Consider the following 23,721-nt stretch of genomic DNA (forward strand, 5'->3'; position numbering starts at 1 on the left):
TTGTGAGGAATTTATGAATAAGGAAAAAATATTAGTATCTGCCTGCTTGTTAGGTACTAACTGTAAATACAATGGGAAAAATAATAGAAATGAAAAGCTAATAGAGTATTTAAAAGACAAGGAATATATAAGCATATGTCCAGAAACATTTGGTGGAATGAGTACACCAAGGCTTCCTTCTGAGATAGAATATGGAAAAAGTGGCGAAGATGTCATAAAAAAAGTAGAGAAAAGTATAAATAATGAATTAGAAAGAAATGATTATGCAAAAGTATACTCCAAAGAAGGGGTAGATGTTACTGGGGAGTTTCTTCTTGGTGCACAAAAGGCCTTGGATATAGCCTTAGAAAATGGTGTTTCCAAAGCAATATTAAAAGAATCTAGTCCATCTTGTGGAGTGAATTGCATATATGCTGGAAAGTTTGATGGTAATAAGAAAAAGGGGCAAGGAGTAACGACAGCTTTATTTAGAAAATATAAGATAGAAGTAGTAAGTGAAAAAGATCTTTAATAAGCAATATAAGATAATTATTAAAATATGTGTCAAAGTAAGTCACTTGTATTGAAATATATTGATAAATAATATATTATAATATATTGGGTATTACTTTAAAAATATCTAAGAGATATAGTTTCTTAATTTATATATAAATATATCAGGAAATAATACTCAGGAATTTTAAAGTATTATATACCGATACTTATTATTAAAATGATATATAATTATATCGGTATTACTTTATATATGTGAAATTATAGTTTGTAATGAAATATACTTGAACTACATTAGGGAGGAAGATAAAATGGTAGATTTTAAGCAAGTTATATCGGAAAGTCTAAAATCAAAGATAGAAGATATGACTATTGAAGAAATAAAAGCTCTTTTAGAGATACCACCAAATAAGGATATGGGTGACTATGCATTTCCTTGCTTTAAGCTAGCAAAGATTTTTAGAAAGTCGCCAAATATGATAGCTGAAGAAATAGCTAAAGAAATAGAATTGACTGATGAAATTTCAAAGGTAATTAACTTGGGAGCTTATGTAAACTTTTTTGTAAACAAAGGACAATTGGCTAAGAAGGTAATAAATCAGATATTAACAGAAAAAGAAAACTATGGTAAGAGCGATTTCGGTGGCGGAAAGAATGTTGTAATAGATTATTCTTCACCTAACATAGCTAAGCCATTCCACATAGGACATATAAGAACAACAGTTATAGGTAATGCCCTATATAAGATATATGATTCCCAAGGGTATAACACTATAAGAATAAATCATCTTGGGGATTATGGAACTCAGTTTGGTAAGTTAATCGTAGCCTATAAGCTATGGGGAAATAAGGAAGCAGTAGAAGCTAATCCTATAAAGGAACTTCTTAAAATATATGTAAGATTCCATGAAGAAGCTGAAAAAAATCCAGAGATGGAAGATGAAGCAAGAGCTTGGTTTACAAAGCTTGAAAATGGAGATCAAGAAGCAAAGGATTTATGGCAGTGGTTTAGAGATGAAAGTTTGAAGGAATTCCAGAGAGTTTATGACTTACTTGATATAGAGTTTGATTCATATGCAGGGGAAAGTTTCTATTCAGACAAGATGTCAGCAGTAATTGAAGAATTAAAAGAAAAGGGACTTCTAGAAGAATCTCAGGGAACAAATATTGTAGATTTAGAAGACAAGAACTTGCCACCAGCTTTAATTCAGAAAAATGATGGTTCAACTCTTTATATGACAAGAGACCTTGCAGCTGCAATGTATAGAAAGAAAACATATGATTTTGCAAAAGCTATATATGTTGTTGGTTCTCAGCAGGAGCTTCACTTTAAGCAGTTATTTAGCGTAATTGAAAAAATGGGATATGAATGGTACAAGGATATGGTACATGTTCAGTTTGGTATGGTAGCTCTTGAAGAAGGTACAATGTCAACTAGAAAGGGTAGAGTAGTATTTTTAGAAGACGTACTTCATCAGGCAATAGATAAGACAAAAGAAATTATAGAAGAAAAAAATCCAGATGCAGAGAATATAGATGAAATAGCAAAAGAAGTTGGAGTTGGTGCAGTAGTATTCCAGGAGCTATCAAACAGTAGAATCAAGGATTATACATTCTCTTGGGAAAGAACTTTAAGCTTTGAGGGAGAAACAGGACCATATGTTCAGTATACTCACGCAAGATGTTGTGCAGTTGAAAGAAAGGCAAACACTGAAATAACTTCTGATATAAACTTTGATTTACTAAGTGATGAAGAGGCATCAGATGTATTAAAGGTTCTTGAAACATTTAATAAGAGCATTATGCTTGCTATGTCAAAGAATGAGCCTCATATAGTGACAAGATTTGTTTTAGATCTTGCTCAGGCATTTAATAAGTTCTATCATAACAGTCCAATTCTCGTTGATGATGAAGAACTAAGAAAGGCTAGATTGGCACTAGTTGAATGTACTAGACAAACTATAGAAAATGCACTTAAGTTATTAGGAATGCAGGCTCCAATTAAAATGTAGTATGTTATTGTCATACAGATAATGCAAATGTATAATAGTTAATAGTATTTTTTTATGGACTTAGAAAGCACAAATAAATTTAAAAATCTATTTATTGCAAAAAGAAAAAAATACTAAATAGAAGTAATACTAAAAAATAAAAATCTATAGACTATGATAATTATAGAAAATAAAAACTAAAGAATAATAAATAATAAAAGGGCAGAGTTTCACTCTGTCTTTTTATTATTAAATTTTATTTAATAATTAAGAATTATCATAAAAATGAACAGCGATATATTTAACTTAAATTTAACATAAAATTAAGAATTTTATTAAGATAAAACCTTTTTCATATATAACAATGTAAAGAAAAGATAATTATAAGAAAACTTAATTTTTTTTCAAAAACCAGTTCCATATAGATACAGAATAGTGTATACTGTACTTGTAATAAAATATATATAAAATTATATAAGCAAGACAATATTTTCGGAGGTATTATTATGACAACATTTTTAATCGGATTAGTTATATTAGTTGTTGGTGGTGCTCTATATGGTAGATTTACTGAAAAGGTATTTGCGCCAGATGATAGACCAACTCCAGCAACAAGCAGAAATGACGGTGTAGATTACGTTCCTATGAAACAACGTAAAAACGCACTTATTGAATTATTAAATATAGCAGGTACTGGACCAATACTTGGACCAATACAGGGTATATTATTTGGACCTATTGCATTTATTCTTATTCCAATAGGTTGTGTATTAGGTGGAGCAGTTCACGATTACTTCTGCGGAATGATTTCTATTAGAAGTAATGGTAAGCAGATGCCAGCTTTGATAAATGATCATTTAGGCGGTAAGGTTTATAAGGTATATAATGTATTTGTTATATGTCTTATGATATTAGTTGGTGCAGTATTTATATACACACCTGGGGATCTAATAGTTATAAATTTATTAAAGCAGGAATCAGTTGTAGGTAACCCTGTAGTTTGGATAGTATACGGTGGTATATTTGCATACTACTTAGCAGCAACTCTTTTCCCAATAGACAAGATTATAGGTAAGGTTTATCCAATATTTGGTATTATATTATTACTTTCAGCAATTGGTATATTTATAGGTCTATTTGTAAATGGATACCACTTAGAAAATTTAAGTATGTCAAATTGGATGGGATCACATCCAGGTGGAGTTCCACTACTACCAGTATTCTTTGTTACAGTTGCTTGTGGCATAGTATCAGGCTTCCATTCAACTCAGGCAACTTTGATTGGTAGATCAGTATCAAGTGAAAGAGAAGGTAGAAAAACTTTCTATGATATGATGCTACTTGAAGGATTTATAGCAATGATATGGGCTGCAGCAGCTATGGGTATATACAACAAGGGTATAGCTCCAGAACTAGTTGGTAAGCCAGCAGTTATAGGTCTAGTAGCTAATGATATGTTAGGTACAGTTGGTGGACTTATAGCAATAATAGGTGTTATAGTTCTTCCTATAACTTCAGGAGATACATCTTTACGTGCTGCAAGACTTATGGTAGCAGATGCTATAGGATATGATCAGACAAAGGCTAAAAATAGAGTAGTATTATCTATATTTATCTTTATACCAGTTGCAGCAATACTAGTATTTGCAAAGGTAAACTCAGAAGGATTTAATGTTTTATGGCAGTATTTCGCATGGGCAAATCAGACAATCGCAATATTTGCATTTGCAATGATTTCTATGTATTTATACAAGCTTAAGAAAAATTACATTATAGCTTTGATACCAGGAATGTTCTATACATATGTTATAGTGGCATATTTATTAGGAGCCAAGATAGGATTTAATGTTCCTCAAAACATTGCAAATGTAGTAGGTGTTGTTCTTGCAATTGTATATGGAGCAGTAATAATAAATACTGGAAAGAAAGCTTTAGCTAACCCAGATAAGTTAAGTGCTTAATTTTAAAAAATAAAAAATTAATCAGTATAAATAAAAACAGAGCATTAGTTTGCTCTGTTTTTTCTTATTTTATAGTTTTTTATCAACATTATCTAATTCTTTTTTTAATCTTTTCCAATTTCTAATTTTTGTCCTAAAAGTTTTAAATGGAGCTACAGTATTTATATGTATCCATTTCCAAATGGGCCACTTAGATGGTGTAGAAGATGCCCATTGTCTAGATCCAGATATAAAAAGCTCACCGTCTGAAAGAGACTCAATCCAGCTAATCAAGTTATCTAGATCTTTTTTAAATAAATTTATTAGTTCCTCTAGGCTGCAGTCTTCATACTCTTTGTAAAACTCATTGTATAGTTCTCCTAGTTTGTTCCACTTATATTTTGGACTTGGTGTAATTACTGTTTTTCCGAGTTTTTCTTGACTTTCCCAAAACTGAATCAAGTTAATCCAACCAAGTTGGTAAGAAATCATTTGGGAAGGTGATCTATCAAGGCCGTCAATTATTTTGTGGATATCCTCTTCTTTTATATCGTTGAATTCTTCAATAAAGAGTTTGGAAGTTCTTTTAATTTCATCAATAAGAGCTACTTTACTTTCATATTCTTTCATATATTTCTCCTTTATAACAGTATTTTTAAGATCCTTGAATACTAGATGAATAATATTTAATAGATTTCAAAGAATCTTTATTTACTAAAAGTAGATTTTGTATTACTTAAGCCTACTAATATAATATTATATATTTATAGCTATTAAGTCAATTATAAATATATAGAAAGATTTATAGAAGACAGAAATATTATTTATAAAATTCTAAGAATAAGTCTTTTGTATACATATCTTGTTAAGCTTAGATTTTTAGAGTAAAATATACTGTACAGATGAAATTTTATGGGGTGTATAAATGAATTTAGAGAAGGGTAATTATAAAATAGAAAACTTAATAAAAGAGGGATATATATCATCTTTTCAAGCTGTGGGTGATGAGTTATATTACCTTATATTAATATGCACAAAGGTATTGCAGTGCAGCAAGGGAAGTAGAAACATATCAATAGATACAGATAGACTATATGATGAATTTGTATACTTTAAATATTATACTAGTATGAGTGATGACTATTTACTCAATTTTTTTATGCCATTGATGATTGCAAATAGAAGTTTTGAGAGTTATGAGCAAGAGTTAATAGAATTAATAGATAAACTGTGTAAATTCTACGGATCTGAAGGTGAAAAATATGATTATACAATAGATGTTTTTTGCTATGATATTATAATAAGAAAGTTATTATTATCAAAAATGGATATGCTTGAGATCTTGTATGAAATAAAGGATAAGCTGATAGAGTTTAACCCATATAGCTTTGATAAAAAGAAAAATGTTCATTTTCAAATAAAAAAAATAAAGTACATTGAAAAGATACATAAGTGTATAGACAACTATGAGATAGAAAAGAAAGAAACTTTCTTTGAATCAGAAATCAAGCTTATAGATATTTTGCAATGTGTATATAATGTTAAAGATGTGGATATCATACTAAGTAGAATGGATTATGGTTCTAAAAGTGTGTATAACTTTATAAAAAGACTATTAAAGACAGATAGTGAAGAAGAGACTATTAAAAATAAAAAGTTTATAGAAGCAATGGGAGATTATCTAATAAAATTAAGGAATGCAGAAATTAATAGTAAAAAATATAAATTTAATTCAAGTCCAAAAGCCTTTTTAAATAAAAACATAGGTGATGAGTTTATTGATCCAATATTAAATCAGGCTCAGATTGTATCTAAAAAAATTGAAAAAGAAAAAGGAGAAGATATTTATATTATAGATGTATCCACTAAAACTGGAGATTATAGATTTAGATATCAAAGGAATAAAAAATAAATAAAAATGTAGTATATAAATATAAATATAGATATTTAAAAGGAGAGAGCAACTGCTTATCTTTCAAGTATCAATTTATTTGTAAATTTGAATGGAGAAGTTATGAAAGTATTACTTACAACATTAAATTCCAAGTTTATACATACGAACTTGGCAATTAGATATATTAGAGAGTATTCCAGATACTTAGAAGGTGATAAATATGAGCTTTTTATGAGGGAGTACACAATTAATAATAGTATAGATTTTATTATGAAGGATATATACAAGTTAAAAGTAGATGTATTAGTATTTTCTGTATATATTTGGAATGTAGAAGATATAGTAAGATTATGTGAAAATATAAAAAAGGTAAGACCAAATATAAAGATAGCACTTGGTGGTCCAGAAGTGAGCTATGACTGTGAAAATGCTATGAAAAAGTATCCCTTTGTAGACTATATACTCTATGGTGAAGGTGAAGTCGTATATAGGGATTTGATGCTTAGCTTGATGGGAGATTTAGAAATAGATAATGTGAGAGGAATTTGCCATAGAAAAGGTAAGAAAGTAATAGTCAATGAGGCTATGCCTTTGATAGAAAATTTAGATGAAATACCTAGTCCATATGAATATATAGATAAAAGCGAGTATGAAAATAAGATAGTGTACTTTGAATCCTCTAGAGGCTGTCCCTTTAATTGTCAGTACTGCTTGTCGTCGGCTATAAAGGGGTTAAGGTATTTCAGCGTTCCTAGGATAAAAAGAGATTTAAAGAACTTGATAGATGCAAGAGTATCTCAAATAAAATTTATTGATAGGACATTTAATGCAAATAGGGAAATAGCAAAAGATGTAATGAATTTTCTTATGGAAAATGATAACGGATACACTACTTATCATTTTGAAGTTACAGCACATTTAATAGATGATGATATGCTGGAATTTTTAAAAGATTGTAAGCCGGGGCTTTTTCAGTTTGAAATAGGAGTTCAGTCAACAAATGATAAAACTCTTGAAGCAGTTGGTAGAAAAGATGATTTTGATAGATTGACAAAAGTAGTAAATACTATATCAGAATATAGAAATATTCACCAACACTTGGATTTGATTGCGGGACTTCCATATGAAAATTATGATAGGTTTGGATATTCTTTTGATGATGTATTCGCTCTAAAATCAGAATGCCTTCAACTAGGTTTCTTAAAGATGATTAAGGGAACAGGGATTAGAAATGAAGCGGATATTCACGATTATTTATATAAGGATTATCCTCCTTATGAAATACTTTCCAATAAATATATCTCTTATGGTGAGATACTGAAACTAAAAGATATAGAAGAGATTCTAGAGACATACTATAACTCAGGAAACTTTTTATTGTCTACTGAGTATGTAATTAATAGCTATTATGATAGACCATTCAAGTTTTTTGAAGATTTTGCAGTATACTTTAACCAAAAAGGATATTTTGATGTATTAAATGGAAAAAATCGTCTATATGAAATATTTTTAGACTTCTTTTCTGAAGTAGTTGTTTTGAATAAAGAATTCAATAAAGCTAGAGTAGCAAAAGTATATCTAGAAGACAATAAAATAACTGAAAAATTTAGTAAAACTTTAGATATAAGTGATAAAATAGTAAATGAAGTAAATGAAGTAAATGAAGTAAATGAAGTAAATGAAGTAAATGAAGTAAATGAAGTAAATGAAGTAAATGAAGTAAATGAAGTAAATGAAGTAAATGAAGTAAATGAAGTAAATGAAGTAAATGAAGTAAATGAAGTAAATGAAGTAAATGAAGTAGAGATATTTAGGGATATATTGAAATTTGATTATGTAGCATTGGGAAGAAGTGCGTCTATACCAAAATTCTTTAACAGAATAGAAGTAGATGACTTTAAAAATAGGGGACATCAATTTTTAAAAGTTGAAGATAATCAAAAGGTATACACTCCAGAGCACTTAGGAGAAGCTGCAAAAAATATTATAAGACACGTTCAATTTGAGGAATTCAGATATAATGTTATAGAACTTAAAAATAACCCAAATGCAAAGATAGAGAGAAAACAAAATACTGTTCTTTTCTATTATGATATTGACAAAATTTTTGAGAAATCAAAAGCATTTGCAGTGAAAATATAAGAGATAAACTTAAATATATAAAAGTATTTAAAAAAGAGTTTGAAAAAGAAACAATAAAAAACTATTTAATTTAAATAGAAACTATATAAAAGTTTTGTTTTTAGGTGGAATAGTTGTTTTATAAAAAATATTGAAGTCAAAGGTGATTTTACTAAAGAAAATAATTGTAAAAAATGATGTTACAGTTATAGAGTGTTTGGGTATACTCTTATTAGCCTCGACTTCATTTAATGAGTTAGACTATAAATTGAAAGAAGGAAATTATATGAAAAGTAAAATAGAAAAATATATATTGGATAAATCTGAGGAATTGGTTTTTATCACTATAGATAAAGAAGGAGATATTGATCTAGAAGGATATGTACTTCCAGAAAATGGATTAAAAGTACCTATAAAAAGCGATGTTTTAGTCAAAAATATAAAGGATAATACAGCACAAGAGTCATTAAATATGATGTCTATGGTAGATGCAATGCTTTATATTCAAGGTATTGACTCTAACTTTGCATTTAATACTGAATATGATAAATTTATAGATGCATTTTCTAAAAAAGTAAAGTTTGATTACTTCCCATACTTGGGTTATATGTCAAATAAAAGCTATCAAGAAGGTGAGACTAGAGATGCACTTGTCTATATTAAATCATTTTTAAGGAGAAATCCAGACGATGTGATGGCACTATATCAATATTCAATAATATGCCAAGAATTAGCTTTAAGATATCAAAAAGACGGAGATTTACAGGCGACAAATGACTTTTTAATGGAAGCATTAGCGAGCCTAGAACATATTTTAGATATAGATGATGAGTTTTCTTTGGCCTACTATCAGCTAGGATTTCATTATTCAAATCAAAATCAGTATATCAAGGCAAAATATATATGGGAAAGAGCTTTAGAGCTAGGTATTGATGATGATATGCTTGCAGAAATTCAAGAAAATCTCAACAATATAGATTTTAAAGTAAGGTATGAAGAAGGTTATAATTTGGTGTTTCAGGGAAAGGCAGATGAAGGCTTAAAAAAGCTATTAGCAATTGAGGAGGAGCATCCTGATTGGTGGAATCTGTTATTCATCATAAGTCTAGCATACAAGTCATTAGGTGAAATTGGAGAGGCGAAAAAATATCTAGAAAAGATACTTATAATTAGACCTACACAGGTAGATACTTTAGTAGAAATGGCTCTTTGCCTTGCAGAAGAAGGAAATCTTGAAGGTGCAATAAGTTATTTATCAAAGGCTGCTAAGATCAGAAAGGATGATCCTGAAATTCTTTGTAACCTAGGAATGGCATATTTAAATAATGGAAATCTAGATGATGCAAAGTACTATATAGAAAGAGCCTATGAGATAGATCCAATGGATGAAGTGACTATAGCTTGTATGAAACAGTTATAGAATATATAAAGTAGCTAAAAAGTGTAGTTCTCTTAGTAGGTAAAATGAGAGGATGTGGGCGATATAAATTCATTAGGATTGGCAAGTAGTATTAGTTTTGTGATGGTATTTATAGAGGGATTGGTGTCGTTTTTTTCACCTTGTGTAATACCCTTGATACCCTTATATATGGGATATTTGGCAGGTGGAGCCAAGGTAGTTCAAGAAGATGGAAGTGAAATTTATGAAAAAAAGACAGTAATATTGCATACGGTATTCTTTGTATTAGGAATATCAGCAGCATTTTTTATACTAGGTCTTGGATTCTCATCGCTGGGATCAGTGTTTAGAGAATATAGAGATATAATGGCTAAGCTTGGTGGAGTATTGATTATAATACTTGGCTTAAATCAGATGGGTTTATTTAAAATCGCATTTTTAAATAAACAAGTGAAAATTAGCAATAAAACATCGGGCAAAAAAATGAATCCACTAGTAGCTTTTGTAATGGGATTTGGATTTAGTTTTGCTTGGACACCTTGTGTAGGACCAGCTTTAGCTTCTGTTTTGATAATGGCATCAAATGCAAGTAGTGTTTTGGAAGGTAATTTATTGGTTCTAATATATGCACTTGGATTTTTGATACCATTTGTAGTTTTAGGAATTTTTACGGGTCAAACATTGAACTTTATTAAGAAAAACCCTAAGATTATGAACATTATTGTAAAGATAGGTGGAGTAGTTCTAGTTGCTATGGGGCTTATGCTTCTTTTAGGAACTTTTGAAAGATTTGAGTCATTATTTAATGGCAATCAGTCACCTCAAAAAGTGGAAGAAAGTATAGAAGAATCTCAAAAAGAAAGTGAAGAAAATAAATCTAGTAAAGAAAAAGCAGAAGAAAAAATTGAAGATAAGGAAGAAGCTTCTGGAGAAAGACAAAAGATGCTTTCAATTAATTTAGAGGATCAAAATGGTAATACAGTAAATGTAGAAGATTTTAAGGGAAAAGTAGTATTTATTAATTTCTTTGCAACATGGTGCCCACCTTGTAAAGAAGAAATTCCTGATATAGAAAATTTATACAAGGAAAATGGTTATAATAAAAATGATGTAGTAGTTATAGGTATAGCCGCTCCGAATCAGGGCAGGGAACAAGATGAAGAAGGAATAAAAAACTTTATAAAAGAGTACAATATTACATATCCAGTACTAATGGATAGGACTGGAGAAATATTTGGACAGTACGGTGCTTATTCTCTTCCAACTACATTTTTAATAGATAAAGAAAGTAAGGTCTATGGTTATGTATCTGGTGCAATAGCAAGGGATACAATGGACAAAGCGATAGAAGACACTAAAAACTTAAAATAAGAAATTTTATAAAAATTTAAAAAAAGGCTTGACACTTTATTGAAAAGTTACTATAATAAACTCAATCGAATAATTACTGTTGACGAAGAGAGTAACTCAAATGAATTTTCAGCGAGCTAGAGTATGGTGTGAGTCTAGTATTGAAGTTTGAAGTGAAAAGAACTTTCGAGGTTGCTGGAGGAAAGTAAGTATTCTAGCAGGTTTCCCGCCTTAAGGGTTTAAGAGGATAGTCTATACTATCAATAAGAGTGGTAACGCGGAATTTTCGTCTCTTGAGCAATTTGCTCAAGGGACTTTTTTTATATCTAAAAATCAATATAAATTATAGTTAATTTATTTAAGAAGTTAGATATAAAATTTGCATACAAAATTCTAGTATCAGGATTATTTTGTGTTTTATAGATTATCAATAAGAGTGGTAACGCGGCAATTCGTCTCTTGGATATATATCCAGGAGACTTTTTTATTGGAAAAATAAGTGCACATATTTTATCCAGAAAATTGGCAATAATTAAAAAGTATTTAAGGGAAAAATTAAAAATCTAGATGAAAAGTTATTAATTAATAGTTTTATTTTTGCTTTTTCAAATAAGAAACTAAAAATAAAATTATAAAAGAAAAATACTAGTATTTTAAAGATTTTTTAGAGTTAAAAGAAATATCAAAAATTAAGAAAGAAATATCAAAAATTAGGAAAGTATAACTACAGAGTTTAAAGATTATGAGTATTAGGGGGTATATCAAATGAATTATTTATTAAATAAAAAAAATAAATCGATATTAAAAAAAATATCAGTGCTTGCTATAGTAATTTTATTTGCAGGTGTAAGTATGGCTTGTAGTAATAAAAAAGATTCTAATAAAACGACAGAAGTTGATAAAAACATAGATGTTTTGGATGAAATAAAAGAAAGTGGAAAAATAAGAGTTGCTACAGCACCGGGCTATCCACCTTTTGAATTTGTACAAGCTAAGAACGGAAAGAGTGAAGTTTTGGGTGCTGATATAGATCTAGCAAAGAAAATTGCTGAAAGGCTTAATCTCGAACTTGAGATAAAAACAATGGATTTTGATGCTTTACTACCAGCATTGCAAGCAGGGAAAGCTGATATTGTAATAACAGGTATGACACCGAACGAAAAAAGAAAAAAGGCAGTTGATTTTTCTGATATTTATTTTACAGGTGTAAATTCAGTAATTGTTAAATCAGATTTTGATAAGGAAATAAAGACGAGTGATGACTTGAAAAAATTTAAGGTAGGACTTCAAAAGGGATCTACTCAGGAAGAATATGTAAATAATATACTGAAGGCTGAAAATAGCAAATCTCTGACTTCTGTTCCTGACTTAATAACAGATTTAAAAAATGGAAATATAGATGCGATACTTACAAGTATGACAGTAGCCAAGATTAATGAAAAACAAAACACAGGAATTAAAGTTATAGAGGATGTTGATCTTAAAGGGACTGCCAGTGAAGAAACAGCAGCAATTGCCATAAAAAAGGGGAATAATAAAAGACTTATTTCTGAAATTAATTCTCTGATAAAAGAGTTAAAAGATAGTGGCGAGTATGAAAAAATATTAAATAAAAATATAGATTTGGCAAGCAAATAAGCTAAATCTATAAAATATAAAAATATACAGAAAAGGTAAAGATATTAGCAATAAGTATATAGAAAAAATAAAATTTAGAAAAGATATGATTAATAAAAATATAGAAATGATATAGATACAGAAAATATAAAAAAGTATCTAGTTTAAAAAATATAAGCTTATTGAATAGTAATATCAATTAAATAAAGGAATAAGTCTTATTTACCAAGTAGAGACTTATAGAGTGAATTATATAAAAAAAGATAGCAATAAAAATTATATTAATAAATAAAAATAATGGGGGAAAAATAAATGAAAAAAATAGTATTAGCATATTCAGGTGGATTGGATACTTCAGTAATTATACCTTGGCTAAAGGAAAATTATGAAGGATGTGAAGTAATAGCAGTGTGTGGAGATGTAGGTCAAGGAGATGAGACTGATATTGTATATGAAAAAGCAATAAAAAGTGGTGCATCAAAATGTTACATTGTTGACTTAAAAGAAGAGTTTGTAAAGGATTGTGTGTGGCCTGTAATAAAGGCAGGTGCAGTGTATGAAGGTAAATATCTATTAGGGACAGCAACGGCAAGACCTTTAATAGCAAAGGCATTGGTAGAAGTAGCTGAAAAAGAAGGAGCAGAATATATTTGTCATGGTGCAACTGGAAAAGGAAATGATCAAGTTCGTTTTGAGTTAGGAGTAAAAGCTTTGAATCCAGATATTAAAATAATAGCACCTTGGAGAATGTGGGATATTAAATCGCGTGACGAGGCTATAGATTATGCAAAGGCTCATAATATAGAAGTGCCAGTAACAAAGAAACGTCCTTATAGTATGGATAGAAATGTACTTCATTTAAGCCATGAAGGTGGGGATTTAGAAAACCCTGCAAATGAGCCAATTGAAGATCTTTGCTTAATATGTTCTAGTCCTGAAAAAGCTCCAGATATGGCAGAATATGTAAGCATAGCATTTGAAAAGGGCAATCCTATATCAATAAATGGAGTAGAAATGTCACCTTTAGAATTATTAGAAAAGGCCAATGAAATTGCGGCAAAAAATGGTGTAGGCATACTAGATATGGTGGAAAATCGTCTAGTAGGAATGAAGTCAAGAGGTGTGTATGAAACTCCAGGAGGTACTCTTCTTTTGGAAGCCCACAAAGCTTTGGAGAGTTTAACTCTTGATAGAGATACTCTATCTTATAAGTCTCAGGTATCACTAAAATATTCAGAGTTGGTATATGATGGATTATGGTTTACTCCTTTAAAAGGGGCATTGGATGCATTTGTTGAGACTACTCAAGAAACTTGTACAGGTGAAGTGAAGATGAAACTTTACAAGGGAAATTGTCATTCAGTAGCTATAATGTCTCCATTTTCACTTTATAGCGAAGAGTTGGCAACTTTTGGTGAAGATAGTATCTATGATCAGAAAGATGCAGAAGGATTTATAAACTTGTTTGGACTTCCTCTAAAGGTCAATGCAAAAATGAAGGCGAAAAACAATTTATAAAGTAAAAAAATTTAATAAATAGAGGATAGTATTTTATTTGTTAACTGAGGGATTTATAATCTTAGAGATGTAAGTTTTTATAAAAATAAATAAAAAATAAAAATAATAGAATTTAAGTTTAAAGTCAAAAAATCACAAAAGTTGATATGAAAATAAGAATGAATTATAGATATATAAATATAATTTTAAATTGGGAGGATAGATATGGAAAAATTGTGGGGTGGTCGATTTCAAAAAGACACAGATGAGTTGATGGAGGATTTTAACTCCTCTATTGCCTTTGATTCAAAGCTCTATGCCTATGACATAGAGGGAAGTATAGCACATGCAAAGATGCTTGGAAGTACTGCTATAATTGAAATGTCTGAATCTAAAAGTATAATAGATGGTCTAAAGGAGATAAAAGAAGATATTGAGGCTGGAAAAGTAGAGTTTAGTAAGAAGCATGAAGATATTCATATGAATATAGAGTTTTTACTTATTGAAAAAATAGGAGATACTGGGAAAAAACTACATACTGCAAGGAGCCGTAATGATCAAGTAGCACTAGATTTAAGATTGTATGCAAGAGACTCGGTAATGGATCTAATGGAACTTACAAAAAACTGGATGAAGGTTTTAACTGATTTAGCTGAAGAAAATCTTTATACAATAATGCCTGGATACACACACCTTCAAAGAGCCCAACCAATATCTTTTGCACATAATTTGATGGCTTATGCAGAGATGGCTAAAAGAGATTATCAAAGACTAGAAAATTGGTTAAAGATACATAATATTATGCCACTTGGAAGTGGAGCTTTGGCTGGAACAACATTTCCTATAGATAGAGAGATGACTGCAGGCTTACTTGGATTTGATGGACCATGTATGAACTCACTAGATGGTGTTAGTGATAGAGATTATATAATTGATTTATTAAGTGCTGCCAGTACTGCTATGATGCATATGAGCAGATTATGTGAAGAGATAATACTATGGTCAAGCCAAGAGTTTAGTTTTATAGAGCTGGATGATGCATATAGTACAGGAAGCTCTATGATGCCACAAAAGAAAAATCCAGATGCAGCAGAGCTAGTTAGAGGAAAGACTGGTAGAGTATATGGTGATTTAGTTTCAATTTTAACTACTATGAAAGGAATACCTCTGGCTTACAATAAAGATATGCAGGAAGATAAAGAATGTTTATTTGATGGAGTAGATACTTGGTCAAAATGCTTAGTTATAATGACAGCAATGATGAAAACTATAAAAATCTGTAAAGACAATATGCTTGAAGCGAGCAAGGGTGGCTTTACCAATGCCACAGATTTAGCAGATTATCTAGTTAAAAAGGGTCTGGCATTTAGAGATGCCCATAAAATTACTGGTGAAATAGTATTTGATTGTATTAAAAATAATATATCATTAGATGAGTTTCCACTAGAAAAGTATAAGAGTTATAGCCAGCTAATAGAAGAGGATATCTATGATGAAATTGATGTTAGACACTGTGTTCAGTATAGAAACTCAATTGGTGGACCAAGTGTAAATCAAGTTCAAATATCAATAGAAAACATAAGGGAGAAATATTTAAAGTAGACTATTTGTAAAGAGATATCATAAGAATCTTAAAAACATATAAGTAAATAAGAGCCTTAAAATATTAATAGTAGATAAAAGCAGTTATAGAAATATAGCTGCTTTTTTATTGTATAAAAATAATATAAGAATAAATAGGAAAAGTAGTATCAGTAACAAATGACTCGCTATGAAATAAATCCGACTCAAAAACTAATTGATAATCTTTATCAAAAATATATTGACTTTGATAAAAAGACTTGTTATAATGAAAATAAATAATTGATGATAATAAATATCAATAATAAAAGCGAAATGGAAAAAATAGAAACTCTTTTATATTTCTGTTATATTTCTATGAAATTATGCTTAATTATTGATAGCTATTCTATAAAAATTCAGATAAATGATAGGGATTAAATCCTTATCATATTTTGAAAGGAAGGTAACTATATGACAAATTCAAGGTTTGAAAATATATTGGCCACGTTTTGCTCGCCGGCTCTTATGGGGAAAAAAGTTTCAAATTTAGTGTCAGTTTCAAAGGAAGAAGTTCCAGAAGTTTCTACTTTAGTAAATTCTTACAATCAAAAACTGAACAGGCACGATATTAAAATAAAAAAAGTTTGTGAATGTGGAGAAAGAATATTATTACTTGTATATAGAGAAGAGTTACTTAGAAATCATTTACTTACTAGTGAAATTAGAGAAATTCTAATGAATTATGGATATTCAAAATCGAATACAATAGATGAAGATCTAGAAATTTTAAGCAGGAAAATGCAAAAGATTAAGTTTCCTCATGAAATTGGTGTATTTTTAGGTTATCCATTGTCTGATGTGCAAGGTTTTATAGAAAATAAAGGACGTAACTACAAATACTGTGGTTACTGGAAAGTATACAAAGATACACAAGAGGCTCAAAAGATATTTTTAATGTACGATGATTTGAAAAATTTTATGATATCAGAGTTGGATTATGGCAGAAATCTGGATAATATAATAGGCCAGTTTCAAAATATAAACATAGCATAGGAGGATTTAGAAATGAAAAAGGTTGGAGTATTTTATTGGAGTGGATCAGGCAATACAGAGGCAATGGCTAATGCAGTTGGGGAAGGACTTTCAAAGGCAGGTGTTGAATTTGATCTTATAAACATTTCTGATGGTTTAAAAGATGTAAAGGAATATGAAATGTTGATGTTTGGTTGCCCTTCAATGGGAATGGAAGTCTTAGAAGAGGCAGAGTTTGAACCATTTTTTGAAGAAGCCGAAAAGTCTATATCAGGAAAGAAAGTAGCTTTATTTGGATCTTATGGCTGGGGCGATGGAGAGTGGATGAGAAACTGGCAGGACAGAGTAGAGTCTGCAAATGCTGATTTATTTAATGGAGAAGGATTGATAGTAAACGAAACTCCTGATGATGAAGCTCTATTGAACTGCGAAGAGCTTGGAAAATCATTTGCACAGTATTAATTTATAAAAAGATATATAAGTAAGTGAATAATAAGTGAGTATGTAAATAAAATAATAAATATAAATTTATATAAGACAATCAAAGGGACTAAAAATTTAGTCCCTTTTTTATTGACTTATTTAGAAAAGTATTCTATACTATAAATATAAATATTCAAAACAATGTTCGTTATAACACGAATATTATTTCAAAAAAAGATAAAAAATAATAATATTTTAGCCTTTCGAAATAATTTATATGTCGGACTAGGAATTAAATTATTATAGAGTTTTAGTCTATTATTTCTAGTATTGAGTCTATAAAAATCGTAATAATGTGCTAAAAAGTTTAGGGGAGGTTCAAATGGGATTTAAATCAGATATTGAAATTGCTCAGGAAACAAAAGCTAAGGATATAAGAGAAATTGCCGATAAAATAGGTCTATTAGAAGATGATATAGAACTATATGGAAAATATAAGGCAAAAATAGATTATAATGTATTGGACAGAATTGAAGATAAAAAGGGAAAGCTTATACTTACTACGGCTATCAACCCAACTCCTGCAGGAGAAGGAAAGACAACTACTTCAATAGGGCTAGCTGATGCTTTTACTAAGCTTGGTAAAAATGTAATTACAGCTCTTAGAGAACCATCTATGGGACCAGTCTTTGGTATCAAGGGTGGAGCAGCTGGTGGTGGATATGCTCAGGTAATACCTATGGAAGATATTAATCTACATTTTACAGGAGATATGCATGCAATAGGAGCTGCAAATAACCTTTTGGCGGCTATGCTTGATAATCATATATATCAGGGTAATCAACTCAATATAAATCCAAAGAGAATAACTTGGAGAAGATGTGTTGATATGAATGATAGACAACTAAGAAATATTGTAGATGGCTTGGGGAAAAAGATAGACGGTGTAACAAGAGAAGATGGATTTGACATTACTGTTGCTTCTGAAGTTATGGCAACATTTTGCTTGTCAAATAATATCTCTGAACTAAAGGAAAATTTAGGTGACATAGTAGTAGCTTATAGTTATGACGGAAAAGCTGTTACTGCAAGAGATTTGCAGGCAAATGGTGCTATGGCAGCAATACTAAAGGATGCACTAAAGCCAAATTTAGTACAAACATTAGAGGGAACTCCTGCAATAATTCATGGTGGTCCATTTGCAAATATAGCTCACGGATGTAACTCAGTTATAGCTACAAAGATGGCTATGCATATGAGTGATTATGTAGTTACAGAGGCTGGATTTGGTGCAGATCTTGGTGCAGAAAAATTCCTAGATATTAAGTGTAGAATAGCAGATATAAAGCCAGATGCAGTAGTTATAGTTGCCACTGTAAGAGCTCTTAAATATAATGGTGGAGTAGCAAAGGATCAGTTGGACTCTGAGAACTTAGAAGCTCTAGAAAAGGGTATTCCTAACCTTTTAAAACATATAGAAAATATTACAAAGGTATATAATCTACCTGCAGTAGTTGCTATTAATAGATTTCCACTAGATACTGAGGCAGAATTAAAGTTTATAGAAGAAAAGTGTAATGAACTAGGAGTTAATGTTGCACTTTCAGAAGTATGGGCAAAAGGTGGAGAAGGCGGAATAGATTTAGCAAATGAAGTTATAAAGTTGATAGAAAATGGTGAAAATAACTTTAGATATTGCTATGAAGAAAATATGACTATAAAGGAAAAGTTAGATGCAATAGCTAAAAATATATATGGAGCGGATGGAGTTGATTATTCTTCTGATGCAGAGAAGCAGATAAAGGAAATAGAGGACTTAGGCTTTGGTAAATTACCTATATGCGTTGCAAAAACACAGTATTCACTATCAGATGACCAAAGTAAGCTAGGAAGACCAACAGGATTTAGAATAAATGTAAGAGATTTGAAGATATCTGCAGGTGCAGGATTTATCGTAGCACTTACAGGTGCTATTATGAAGATGCCAGGATTATCTAAGAAGCCAGCAGCTCAAAGAATAGATGTAGATAAAACTGGTAAAATATCAGGTTTATTCTAAAAAAATTAAATTAAGTAAAAATAAAAAAACTAGATACTTTTTTATGTTAAATAGCACTGATATTTCAGTGCTATTTTTTATATTTTATGATTTAAATCATAAAAAAATAAATATTTTTATTGAAAAACTAGTATTTGAATATATATTTAATGAGAAGAATATATATTCGAAATACTTTAGAAAAATAAAAAAATATAGTAATAAATTTATAAAAAAGATTTTAATTAAGCTTAGTTACATTTATGAATTAATTAAGTTGTTTTTAAGTAAAGTTTTAAGGGTATAGATTAAAAAACAAGATTTTAAATTTCTATTTATGAATTTTTTATTAATAAAGATTTAGTAAAATTTCTAATAGCAGATAAAATTAATGATATTAAATAGGCTGAAAGGGGGAGATTAATGAAAAATAAAAAATTAAAATATCTGATATAAATGGAGAAAAAAAGCTTATAAATTCAGAAGATTTTGAAAAAGAAGGAATAAAGTTAGTACCTAAAAAAGATACGAAACTATCAGATGGAGTAAAATTTATTGAAGTAATAAAATTAGAAAATGAAAATATAATATCTGATAGGGTAGAAATAGAGATTGAAAGTAAAAATGAAAGAGAGAAACAGCTATTAAAGGCAACTTTGGAAGTAAAAAAAAGAGAAAATAAACTCTTGATAAATAATATTGATCCAGATGGCAATAAGATAATAATAAAATATGGAAAAGATTTGGAAAATATTAATAAAGAGTTGCTTACTGTAATAGATAATACGGGTATATGGATGCAGGAAAAGGAAAATGTAGTTCATAGAATAAAGAAAAGCATAGTATCTTCAATAACTACAGTTGATGCAGTAGACCATATATTAAGTAAAGAGGAAGACTGTGAAGAATGTAGTGTAGAGCTTTTAGATGACTATAGAATGAAAATACATATTCCAGACTCCAAGGTTAAAAGTATAGAGGGCAACTATATTCAGGTAACTGTAAAAAATAGACCTATTCTTTCAAATGATGAAGTAAAGACAGAAAGTGTGTCTGAAGCTGTACTTTGGAATAAAAATGGTAAGAAGGAAGTTAAAGCGAATAACTCAAAACTAGAAAAAAATAAAAATATAGAAAAAACATCGATATTTAAGGAAGAAGATAGGATATGCGGTGATGATAGAATTGGGACAGCTGTAAAGTTGAGTAAAAAAACTCATAGATTTAGATCAAAATCAGCTCTTATTGTGAATAAGGATAAATTTTCAGATGCACTTGTCTCGATACCGCTGGCTCATCAACTAGATGCCCCAATATTGTTTACAGGATCAAGGGACTTACCAGAAGCTACACTTGAAGAAATAGAGAGGCTAAAAGTAAAAGATGTATATCTAGTTGGATCGAATCAATCAATATCAAAGTCTGTTGAGAGTGTACTTTCATCTAAGGTAGAAAAAATTTCAAGATTTGCTGGTGATGATAGATATGATACAGCAAGGTTAGTAGCTGAAAAAGTAAGAAGAAGTGGAAATAAAAATACTATTCTTATAGCATCAGGAGAAAACTTTTCAGATGCCTTGTCTATATCATCAGTAGCAACTAAAAAAGATGCAGCAATTTTGCTATCAAAAAAAGATGATTTAAGTAAATCTACAAAAAAAGCCATTGCAAGTTGGAAGCCATTGCAGGTAATTATTGCAGGTGGCGAGAAAAGTGTATCTAATATAGTGGAGTTTGATATAAAGTATGGATTTGATACAGGCATAGAGCATTTATCAAATGAAGTGTATAAGGGAGCAAGAGAAATAAGAAGATTATGTGGCAAAAATAGATATGAAAGTTCTGTTGAAATAGCAAAGTATCAGTATCCAAATGCGACTCTGGGAATATATGTTAGTGGAAATAATTTTGCAGATTCGATATCGGCAGGAACTTATGCAGCTAGCAGAGATCTTCCTATATTATTGATTAAGAAAGATAAGCTTGATGACTCAATAGAAGATTATGTTAAAAGTTCTAATATGAGAAGATTTACAGTTATTGGCGGTGAAGAAAGTGTATCAAATAGACTTATAAAGTATCTCAAAGAAGAGTTAAAACTTGCATAGTCTATAAAATATAGTAAATAAAAGATTAATGTGAAAGGGGTGTTGCGATGTAAAATGAATAGAAATAAAAAAGATATATAAACATCAAAGTCTCACAAAAATATATTGCGTTAATTTAAGAAATGACAAATAAGGAAAAGAAAGAAGAGAAAGAAAAGGTGGGAAAATTTAATAATCAGTACTAAAGGGCTAATGGATCAAAATATCTATTAGCCCTTTTAAATTTACATTTAAGTTGATAAGGCTTAGTTTCAAAAAAAGTACAATAGAAAGAGTAAAACTCCTATAAAAAAACTGAAAATTATGACTATATGTTACTTTTGCTGGAAAGATGGGTATAATACTAATAAGTAGTAAAATATAATTAAGATTAGTTTATAAAAGAGATTAGTAATATTTTAATACAGTATTTTTATATACTTTTAAAATATTGTGATAGGAACATTGATGTATTGCTTGGAGAGGCACAAAATAAGACAAGGATTGGTGATTGCGATGTAGAATTCAAGTCAAGATTGTATTGATTTTAGAGTGAACTTTACGCACAAGAGAAAGATGATATTGAGTACAACATCTTAATTTTTAGATAAGGAAGCTGACAAATTTGTTGGCTTCCTTTAATTTTTAATCAAAAAATGGTATACTTTTAATTACTGACGATTTTTTTACTTTTGATATAGGGGGGCAAATATGAAAACAAAATATATTGATATGACTATGCAAAATTATGCAAAAGAGCTTGCATCAAATAAGAGTATGCCTGGTGGTGGAAGTGCAGCAGCTTACTCACTTACTCTTGCAAACTCTCTAGCATCTATGGTTGCTAATTTTACTACGGGTAAAAAGAAATATGCAGAATATGAAAGTGATATAGGAAATATACTTGAAGAAACAGATAAGTTATTTTTAGAGATACTTTCTATGGTAGACGAAGATGCAGAAGCATTTTTGCCACTAACAGCTGCCTATAAGATGCCAAAAGAAACAGATGAGCAAAAAGAACTAAAGAATATCGAGATGCAAAGGTGTTTGAAAAATGCTTCTATTGTACCTATGAATGTGATTAGAAAGTGCTCTCAAGTAGTAAATATCCACGAAGAGTTATCAACAAAAGGTTCTAAGATGTTGATAAGTGATGTAGGGGTAGGAGTTCAGATGATAAAATCAGCTGCATTAAGTGCAAAATTAAATGTTCTTATCAACATAAAAGATATAAAAGACTGTGAATTTGTGGATAATATTTCAAAAGAGATGGAAGAATTATTAGAAGAAATCTGTAAAAAGTGCGATAAAATATATAGTGAGGTGTTAGAAGATGTTAGATAAAAAATTACTTTTAGGGAAAAACGTTGCTGATTCTATCACAAAAGACGTTGTTAAAGATGTAGAAGATCTAAAGAGCAAGGGTATAAATCCTACTATTGCAATGTTGAAGGTCGGAAATAGAGAAGAAGATGCAGCCTATCAAAGAGCTGCAAGCAATAGATGTTCTAAGTGTGGAATAGATGTAAGAATTATAGAACTCGATGAAAATTGCTCTGAGGAAGAATATATAAAGGCCTTGAACAGTTTAAATACTGATGAATCTATACACGGCATACTTTGCTTTAGACCTCTTGCAAAACAAATAAGAGAAGAAATAGTAGCAGATACAATCAATCCAGTGAAGGATATTGATTGTTTTTCTCCAATAAATATGGCAAAACTAATGTCAAATGATAATACTGGATATGCTCCTTGTACAGCAAAAGCAGTGATAGAAATATTAGATTTTTATGATATTAATATAAAGTCTGAGAATATTTCTGTATTGGGAAGATCATTAGTAGTTGGAAAACCTCTAGCCCTACTTCTTATGAATAGAGATGCAACAGTTAGAGTGTGTCATTCTAAAACTAAGGACATAGAAAAAATAGCTAGTGACAGTGATATTTTGATTTCTTGTATGGGAAGAGCAAAAATGCTAGATAGCAGATTTGTTAAAGAAGATGCAGTTTTGATAGATGTAGGTATAAATTTTGATGAAGAGGGAAATATGTGCGGTGATGTTGACTTTGATTCTGTTATAGACAAGGTAGGCAAAATTACACCAGTACCAAGAGGAGTCGGATCAGTAACTACATCTGTCTTGGTAAAACACTTAGTAAAAGCTTGCAAGAGTTTAAATAATTTATAATAGATCTATAAAAGAGTAAGAAATTTATAGAAAAATAATAAGATATTTATAAAAAACATACTTAATAATTGTTATATATA

Annotated in this window: 17 protein-coding genes and 1 other annotated feature; of the genes, 16 read left to right on the forward strand and 1 reads right to left on the reverse strand. The window is 29.8% G+C overall.

All coding sequences use genetic code 11. The features are described from left to right. The first annotated feature begins 13 nt into the window (after positions 1-13). The 3 genes from UF10_RS08615 to UF10_RS08625 all read left to right on the forward strand — a co-directional run bounded on the left by UF10_RS08615 (position 14) and on the right by UF10_RS08625 (position 4,444). Entirely contained in the window at positions 14-511 is a 498-nt protein-coding gene (locus UF10_RS08615) for a DUF523 domain-containing protein (protein ID WP_106777394.1), read from the forward strand. Positions 512-803: 292 nt separating this feature from the next. Then, on the forward strand, positions 804-2,504 hold the full coding sequence (argS, locus tag UF10_RS08620) for an arginine--tRNA ligase (RefSeq protein WP_106777395.1): 1,701 nt from the start codon (positions 804-806) through the stop codon (positions 2,502-2,504). Between the two features lie 485 nt (positions 2,505-2,989). Beyond that, complete coding sequence (locus UF10_RS08625) at positions 2,990-4,444, forward strand: carbon starvation CstA family protein (RefSeq protein ID WP_106777396.1); 1,455 nt, start codon at positions 2,990-2,992, stop codon at positions 4,442-4,444. Between the two features lie 69 nt (positions 4,445-4,513). Here UF10_RS08625 and UF10_RS08630 read toward each other — a convergent pair whose 3' ends face one another. Continuing rightward, positions 4,514-5,053 carry a ClbS/DfsB family four-helix bundle protein gene (locus tag UF10_RS08630; protein WP_106777397.1) on the reverse strand — a complete coding sequence of 180 codons (540 nt, stop codon included), beginning with the start codon at positions 5,051-5,053 and terminating at the stop codon, positions 4,514-4,516. A 295-nt stretch (positions 5,054-5,348) separates the two neighbouring features. Here UF10_RS08630 and UF10_RS08635 point away from each other — a divergent pair, with 295 nt between their 5' ends. The 13 genes from UF10_RS08635 (at position 5,349) to UF10_RS08695 (ending at position 23,641) form a co-directional block, all read left to right on the forward strand. Beyond that, the gene (locus tag UF10_RS08635) at positions 5,349-6,335 is read left to right on the forward strand and encodes a hypothetical protein (RefSeq protein WP_106777398.1); all 987 of its coding nucleotides are present in this window, start codon (positions 5,349-5,351) and stop codon (positions 6,333-6,335) included. Between the two features lie 102 nt (positions 6,336-6,437). Then, the gene (locus UF10_RS08640; RefSeq protein WP_106777399.1) at positions 6,438-8,459 is read left to right on the forward strand and encodes a B12-binding domain-containing radical SAM protein; all 2,022 of its coding nucleotides are present in this window, start codon (positions 6,438-6,440) and stop codon (positions 8,457-8,459) included. 265 nt (positions 8,460-8,724) lie between these two features. Further along, a complete protein-coding gene (locus UF10_RS08645) occupies positions 8,725-9,858 on the forward strand; it encodes a tetratricopeptide repeat protein (RefSeq protein WP_106777478.1) in 1,134 nt (377 codons plus the stop codon). 78 nt (positions 9,859-9,936) lie between these two features. Continuing rightward, positions 9,937-11,208 carry a cytochrome c biogenesis protein/redoxin gene (locus tag UF10_RS08650; RefSeq protein ID WP_242969088.1) on the forward strand — a complete coding sequence of 424 codons (1,272 nt, stop codon included), beginning with the start codon at positions 9,937-9,939 and terminating at the stop codon, positions 11,206-11,208. A gap of 70 nt (positions 11,209-11,278) precedes the next feature. Next, positions 11,279-11,484: a binding site (T-box leader), on the forward strand. 468 nt (positions 11,485-11,952) lie between these two features. Beyond that, a complete protein-coding gene (locus UF10_RS08655) occupies positions 11,953-12,825 on the forward strand; it encodes a transporter substrate-binding domain-containing protein (protein ID WP_106777400.1) in 873 nt (290 codons plus the stop codon). Between the two features lie 291 nt (positions 12,826-13,116). Then, on the forward strand, positions 13,117-14,322 hold the full coding sequence (locus UF10_RS08660) for an argininosuccinate synthase (protein WP_106777401.1): 1,206 nt from the start codon (positions 13,117-13,119) through the stop codon (positions 14,320-14,322). 204 nt (positions 14,323-14,526) lie between these two features. Beyond that, a complete protein-coding gene (gene argH / locus UF10_RS08665) occupies positions 14,527-15,903 on the forward strand; it encodes an argininosuccinate lyase (RefSeq protein WP_106777402.1) in 1,377 nt (458 codons plus the stop codon). A gap of 432 nt (positions 15,904-16,335) precedes the next feature. After that, entirely contained in the window at positions 16,336-16,917 is a 582-nt protein-coding gene (locus UF10_RS08670; RefSeq protein ID WP_106777403.1) for a DUF3793 family protein, read from the forward strand. A 12-nt stretch (positions 16,918-16,929) separates the two neighbouring features. Beyond that, entirely contained in the window at positions 16,930-17,358 is a 429-nt protein-coding gene (locus UF10_RS08675; RefSeq protein WP_106777404.1) for a flavodoxin, read from the forward strand. Between the two features lie 343 nt (positions 17,359-17,701). After that, positions 17,702-19,378, forward strand: a complete 1,677-nt coding sequence (locus UF10_RS08680) for a formate--tetrahydrofolate ligase (protein WP_106777405.1) — start codon at positions 17,702-17,704, stop codon at positions 19,376-19,378. 635 nt (positions 19,379-20,013) lie between these two features. After that, a complete protein-coding gene (locus tag UF10_RS08685; protein ID WP_106777406.1) occupies positions 20,014-21,465 on the forward strand; it encodes a cell wall-binding repeat-containing protein in 1,452 nt (483 codons plus the stop codon). 690 nt (positions 21,466-22,155) lie between these two features. Then, positions 22,156-22,791, forward strand: a complete 636-nt coding sequence (locus UF10_RS08690) for a cyclodeaminase/cyclohydrolase family protein (RefSeq protein ID WP_106777407.1) — start codon at positions 22,156-22,158, stop codon at positions 22,789-22,791. After that, positions 22,781-23,641 carry a bifunctional 5,10-methylenetetrahydrofolate dehydrogenase/5,10-methenyltetrahydrofolate cyclohydrolase gene (locus UF10_RS08695; RefSeq protein WP_106777408.1) on the forward strand — a complete coding sequence of 287 codons (861 nt, stop codon included), beginning with the start codon at positions 22,781-22,783 and terminating at the stop codon, positions 23,639-23,641. The genes UF10_RS08690 and UF10_RS08695 overlap by 11 nt, the downstream gene beginning before the upstream one ends. The last annotated feature ends 80 nt before the right edge of the window (positions 23,642-23,721 follow it).

This window comes from Peptostreptococcus russellii (genome assembly GCF_003012055.1).
GTDB lineage: Bacteria > Bacillota > Clostridia > Peptostreptococcales > Peptostreptococcaceae > Peptostreptococcus > Peptostreptococcus russellii.